This window comes from Neisseria flava, assembly GCF_982712965.1.
This window is the reverse complement of sequence record NZ_CEXQBZ010000083.1, coordinates 1-5,167: the sequence shown is the minus strand read 5'-3', so window position 1 is coordinate 5,167 and position 5,167 is coordinate 1. Positions and strand designations below refer to the sequence as shown.

At 47.8% G+C, this 5,167-nt stretch carries 6 protein-coding genes; 1 reads left to right on the top strand and 5 read right to left on the bottom strand.

The window, feature by feature from the left end:
- Window positions 1-89: 89 nt before the first annotated feature.
- The 3 genes from AC5M9B_RS04445 to AC5M9B_RS04435 all read right to left on the bottom strand — a co-directional run bounded on the left by AC5M9B_RS04445 (window position 90) and on the right by AC5M9B_RS04435 (window position 4,153).
- The gene (locus tag AC5M9B_RS04445; RefSeq protein WP_003741993.1) at window positions 90-860 is read right to left on the bottom strand and encodes a ParA family protein; all 771 of its coding nucleotides are present in this window, start codon (window positions 858-860) and stop codon (window positions 90-92) included.
- Window positions 861-1,144: 284 nt separating this feature from the next.
- Window positions 1,145-1,387, bottom strand: coding sequence for a phage virion morphogenesis family protein (locus AC5M9B_RS04440; protein WP_487648308.1), 243 nt, complete (start codon window positions 1,385-1,387; stop codon window positions 1,145-1,147).
- 69 nt (window positions 1,388-1,456) lie between these two features.
- Window positions 1,457-4,153 carry a phage tail tape measure protein gene (locus AC5M9B_RS04435; protein WP_487648307.1) on the bottom strand — a complete coding sequence of 899 codons (2,697 nt, stop codon included), beginning with the start codon at window positions 4,151-4,153 and terminating at the stop codon, window positions 1,457-1,459.
- A 48-nt stretch (window positions 4,154-4,201) separates the two neighbouring features.
- Here AC5M9B_RS04435 and AC5M9B_RS04430 point away from each other — a divergent pair, with 48 nt between their 5' ends.
- Window positions 4,202-4,504, top strand: a complete 303-nt coding sequence (locus AC5M9B_RS04430; RefSeq protein WP_487648306.1) for a hypothetical protein — start codon at window positions 4,202-4,204, stop codon at window positions 4,502-4,504.
- Here AC5M9B_RS04430 and AC5M9B_RS04425 read toward each other — a convergent pair.
- Together AC5M9B_RS04425 and AC5M9B_RS04420 are read right to left on the bottom strand one after the other, a co-directional pair.
- Complete coding sequence (locus AC5M9B_RS04425) at window positions 4,499-4,651, bottom strand: GpE family phage tail protein (protein WP_070749304.1); 153 nt, start codon at window positions 4,649-4,651, stop codon at window positions 4,499-4,501. The genes AC5M9B_RS04430 and AC5M9B_RS04425 overlap by 6 nt on opposite strands.
- Window positions 4,629-4,931 (bottom strand): phage tail assembly protein, encoded by a 303-nt coding sequence (locus AC5M9B_RS04420; protein WP_204788546.1) that lies wholly within the window; start codon window positions 4,929-4,931, stop codon window positions 4,629-4,631. The genes AC5M9B_RS04425 and AC5M9B_RS04420 overlap by 23 nt, the downstream gene beginning before the upstream one ends.
- Window positions 4,932-5,167: the final 236 nt, after the last annotated feature.

Below are 5,167 nucleotides of genomic sequence, written 5' to 3'. Positions count from 1 at the left end.
GACGAAGCCGCAGACAGTACAGATAGTACGGCAAGGCGAGGCAACGCCGTACTGGTTTAAAGTTAATCCACTATATCTTTCAAGCTCAATCAACCTTTAGTACGCTCCAACAGTTCTTCCGCCAAGGCGAGGTAGGCTTTGGTGCCTTTGGCGTTGGCGTCGTAGGCGAGTGCAGGCATGCCGTGGCTGGGGGCTTCGGCGAGGCGGACGTTGCGGGGGATGACGGTTTGGAACATCAGGTTGCCGAAATGTTGGAAAAGCTGTTCGCTGACTTCGACGACGAGGCGGCTGCGGCTGTCGTAGAGGGTGCGGACGATGCCGGTGATGTCGAGGCGCGGGTTGATCGCCTGACGGATTTTGCGCACGGTGGCAATGAGGTCGGAGATGCCTTCGAGGGCATAGTATTCGCACAACATGGGCACGATGACGCCGTTGGCGGCGACGAGTCCGTTGAGCGTGAGCAGGGTCAGTGAAGGGGGGCAGTCGATGAGGACGAAGTCGTAGTCGTTTTCGACGGTTTGCAGGGCGTTTTTGAGGCGGATTTCGCGGGCGATTTCTTGCACCAGCTCGATTTCGGCGCCGGCAAGCGCGCGGTTTGCGCCGAGTACGTCGTAGCTGCCGTCCCCGCTGCGGACGACGGCGGTTTTGATGTCGGTATCGCCCAATACGACTTGGTACACGCCTTCTTCGAGGCGGGCTTTGTCTATGCCGCTGCCTGTGGTGGCGTTGCCTTGCGGGTCGAGGTCGATGACGAGGACGCGTTTGCCTTTGGAGGCGAGCGATGCCGCGAGGTTGACGGTGGTGGTGGTTTTGCCGACGCCGCCTTTTTGGTTGGCGACGGCCAGGATTTGTGCGCTCATGTTTTTGCTGCTGTCGGATGGATTAATGGCGGAATTTTAACGTTTTTTGCTTGAAATGGGTATAAGGTCGTCTGAAAAGGAAGCAGCGACGGGCAGAGACGTTTTATAGCGAATTTTCTTTAAATCAAGACAAAATGAAACCCAATGAGATAAATATATAGGAATGATGAGATAAATGGGAAGAAGTGGGATGATGGGGGATGAGGCGGGATGGAAAAAGTGAAAAAGAGTTGCAAATAGTGAAACAAAAAACGGACGGTTTTTTTATCGTCCGTTTTTTGTTGTCAGAGTCCTTTTTTGAGGGCGGCGATGGCGATGTCTAGGATTCGGCGTTCGGCGTCCGGTTGGAGTTCGCCGTTGCCGTTGATGGGGAGGTAGGGGCGCGCGGGGAGGTTGGTTTCGTGGCCGCTCCCCGCTTGGCCGACGAGGTGGTGGATGGCGGCGTATTTTTTGTTGCTGCCGATGCGGGCATAGTTGCTGCCAACCTGTCTAGTCAGTCTGGCGGCGAGTTGCCCGCTTTTTTGCAGGGTCTTGCCTTCCTCGTCTGCGGCGCGCCGGCTTTGTCTCCATCGCTGTCCGCTCCATCTTTGTCATTTTTAGTAAGCTCGACGCTGTAAGTCGTGTTGATAGCGTTTCATTAAATCTTCAAAATCACGCATCGTCATTTTTGCAGCTTCATTAGGATTAAAATTCTGACTGTTCACATTGTATGTCGGGTTGAAATAGATGGTAACAGCATTTGAACCTATACTTTGCCCTTGTATGCCCGCTTCTTTATCTTGCCTAGCTTGTGATAATTGAGAATATCGAAGTGCAGTTTCTGACAAATCGGCATTTTCAATTCTATTTTGCAGTTTGTCTGATAAACGGCTCATTTGGTTTAAAGGTTGAGTTTGCCCTCGTTTTAATCCGATATTCAGGCCGTCCATTAAAAAGCCGCCATACTGCATAAATACACGACTTGGGGAATGTATTCTGTTGGGAATGGTAAATCCTAACTGAAGCCTTGCCGCAAAATTCTTCATTACCGCAATGGCTTCTGCTGCTTTAGCTTTAATTCCATTAATCAGACCGGTAATCAACATTTGCCCAAAACCGGTAAATGTTGCGGGCAAGGTCACGCCAAACCAATTCAGTACGGCGGCAAAGGTTTGATAAAATAATCCAATAGGTGACCAATTCAGAATTTGGGCAGATATGTTCACTATGCCACTGCTGAAAAAAGCCTGAATATTTGTCCATGCAGCACTAAAAAACATACTTACCGAATTGGCAACATTTCCTACCAAGTTCCCTAAATCCTGCCACAATAATTTAGCACCGCCGACAACACTATCCCAATTGGTATAAAGCAAATATGCAGCTGTTGCCATTGCGGTAAATGCCAATCCGATCGGTGTCATCAATAATGTCCGCCCCAACATCAAAAAGGCATTACTCAACATAGGCAAAAATCTTACCAGTTTCAAAACGACTGTTTGCGCAAAAATTCCAAAAACTTTAAACATGCCGCCGAAACCGGCAAGCAAACCTTGTCCAAATGCTTTAAACAACGGCAATCCGCGCATTAAAACAGTACCTAATCCTTTAAAGACCCCAAGGAAACGGGAACCGACGGAAAGCACACCGCGCCATGTTGCAGAAAGCAAAGAACTTGCTTTTGCTGCTGTTTTGGCAGACATTCCGAACATTCTTAAAAACATCTGCATTTTTCCGACTTTACCCAATCGCATTAGTTGAACAAGACGGAATGAAGCACTTAATTTGGCAAAGGCAATACCTACTGAACGAACGGGCATCATCAGCATACTAAACCCGTAGGCAAGGCCTAAAACAGCCAATTTCCCTGCAAACAAACCTGCAAATAATCCCGCGCCTGTTTTAATCAGTTCTTTGTTTTGCTGAAGCCATGGCTGGAAAGTATTTTCCAAAAAATCCTGTGCGGTTTTGGCAAATTTTTGAATATCAGGTGCAAAAGCACTGCCGAAAATAGCCGCCGTATGTTCGGCCACACCGCCCAAACTTTCCAAAGCAGCCCCTAAAGTTGCGGTTTTCGTGGCAATCCGTGAATCTAAATCGGCCTGTTCACGCATCAGTTTCAGATTCGCTTCCAAACCGGCACGACCTTTTTCAGCAATAGTTAAGGCCGTCCGTTTTGCTTGCGCTCCGAACAATTCGTCAGCCACAATTGAAGCGGCTTCGTCTCCCTGTTCCTGTTTGATTTTTTTTAGCTTTTCCAACTCTGAAATCATGCCTTCCAAGCCTTTGAATTTTCCTGACTTATCGAAAAATTCAAAATCAACATTGGATTTTTCCAAAATATCTTTGGCAATTTTTTTCATACCGCTTTTGGCCATAGCAAGCTGTTTCGGTCCTGCTGCCATTTGGTCAAGCATCATGGAAAAATTTGTACCGAACTGGCTGCCTTCCAATCCGACTTGTGCGCCCATACCTTCGATGGCCATCATCTTTTCATAATTGCCCAATCCTTTGAGATTCAGCATATTCATCGTTGGCGCGTTGTATTTCATCGATTCGAACATGTCTTCTTTATTCATGCCGAAACCGAAATAAGCCCGCTGCGTTATATCTGCGGCTTTGGCAAATTCACTTTCGTTCAACCCCCGCGCTTCAATCAATTTAGCAAAGAACGCGCCGCCTTCCTCTTGATTCATCTGCATCACGGTATTCAGCTTTGCAGATGTATGCAAACCGCCGTTTGTCAGCAAAGAATCTGATAAACCTTGGGATTTCAAAGCCTTTCCAAGGCGGAAGAAATCTGCGGTTGTTCCCGGCAATTCTTTTCCCAGTTTCACGACCTCCCTGCGAACCGTTTCAAATGCACCAAAACTGCCGTTTGATTTCTGCATGGCCATTTTTAAATCGGTTTCGGCAGATTCTTCTTTCAGAAAGATTTTGACCGACGAAATAATGGGCGCGGCGGCAACCGCCCCATGACCGGCAGTATCCATCATCTCGCTTCGCAAGCCGCTTCGGTATGCCTTGGCTTTTTCCTGCTTTCCAAGCGCAATATTCAGCTTTCTTTGAGCTGCCTGCGCTTTTTCAATGGACTTGCCCAATAAATCGTATTGGGCGCGCATCGCCCCTAAGCTGCTTTTTCCGGTTGCCAAACCTTTGGCAATAGACTTGCCCAAAGATTCCTGCTTGCGTGTTACGTTTTGGATTTCGCTTCCCAATTCCTTAACGGTATTCTTCGCACGTCCGAAAATTGAAGAAAAACCTGCACGGATACCCGCACCGATAACAACACTGACTGCTAATTCACTTGACATTTCAGCTTCCTGTTTGGAAAATTAATTGATGGAAAGGACGGCAAAATCATGACAACACAACATCAGTTTGAAGACGGCCATACCGAAACAGATAATCTGCCTTTGGATTTTTCCGACTATGTCGAAATCACAGGCAAGGTAATCTTTTGCCTTTTCAATACCGGACTGTTTATCTGGATATTTTCAGGCCTGTTTGATGCGGCCAGCCCTGTTTTCTCCGCTGTTTTTGCCGTCTTTATCGGCCTGTTTGCCTTAATCTGCGCATCTCCGGCAACCGCTTTGGCTGCCTACCTGTTCTCCATAGTATTTTCGGGCGCATTGGCTATCGCCAACCGCCCGAAAACATCATGATTTCACATATCCTGCTTTGATTTGGCGCGTTGCCTGTTCCAGCCAGCCGTTAAATTCCGCTAAAGTCATGCGGTACATCACTTCAGGCGGCCAACCGTACCACCACGCCAAATCAGAAACCGCTTTATTCAGTTCCGCCGGTTCCACCTGCGGAATTGCGAAAAAAGAGCTGCAATTTCTGATAATCGGCCAAATCCAGCAAATCCAAGTCTTCCGGCACCAAGCCCGTAATACGTGCCATCATCGCCAGTTCCTGTTCCGCATCGGTTTTCAAACCGGCAACCGCGCGCAAATCGCCCACGGTCAAACGGCGGACGGGCAACGATTCCAACAGGTTTTCACCGTTTGCCGTGTGAACACGGATAGGGTAGTCCAATTTTACCGATTGAATGTCTGCCGCTTCGTTTTTTACCTGCATTTGATTCATGTCTGTTCCTTTAATGGGTATTAATACAACGGGACAAATATAAGTCAGCCATATTCTGGCAAACATTAATACTCTTTAAAAAAGCAAACAGGCCGTCTGAATGCAAACAGGCCTGAAACAGCGGATTTAGGCAGTTTTCCCAAAATACACGGCAAACATGTCAAATGTGACGCTGGTGTCACATTTGAAAGACGGTAACAGCCCCGATTTCAGACGGCCTTTTGCAAAAGTTCCGA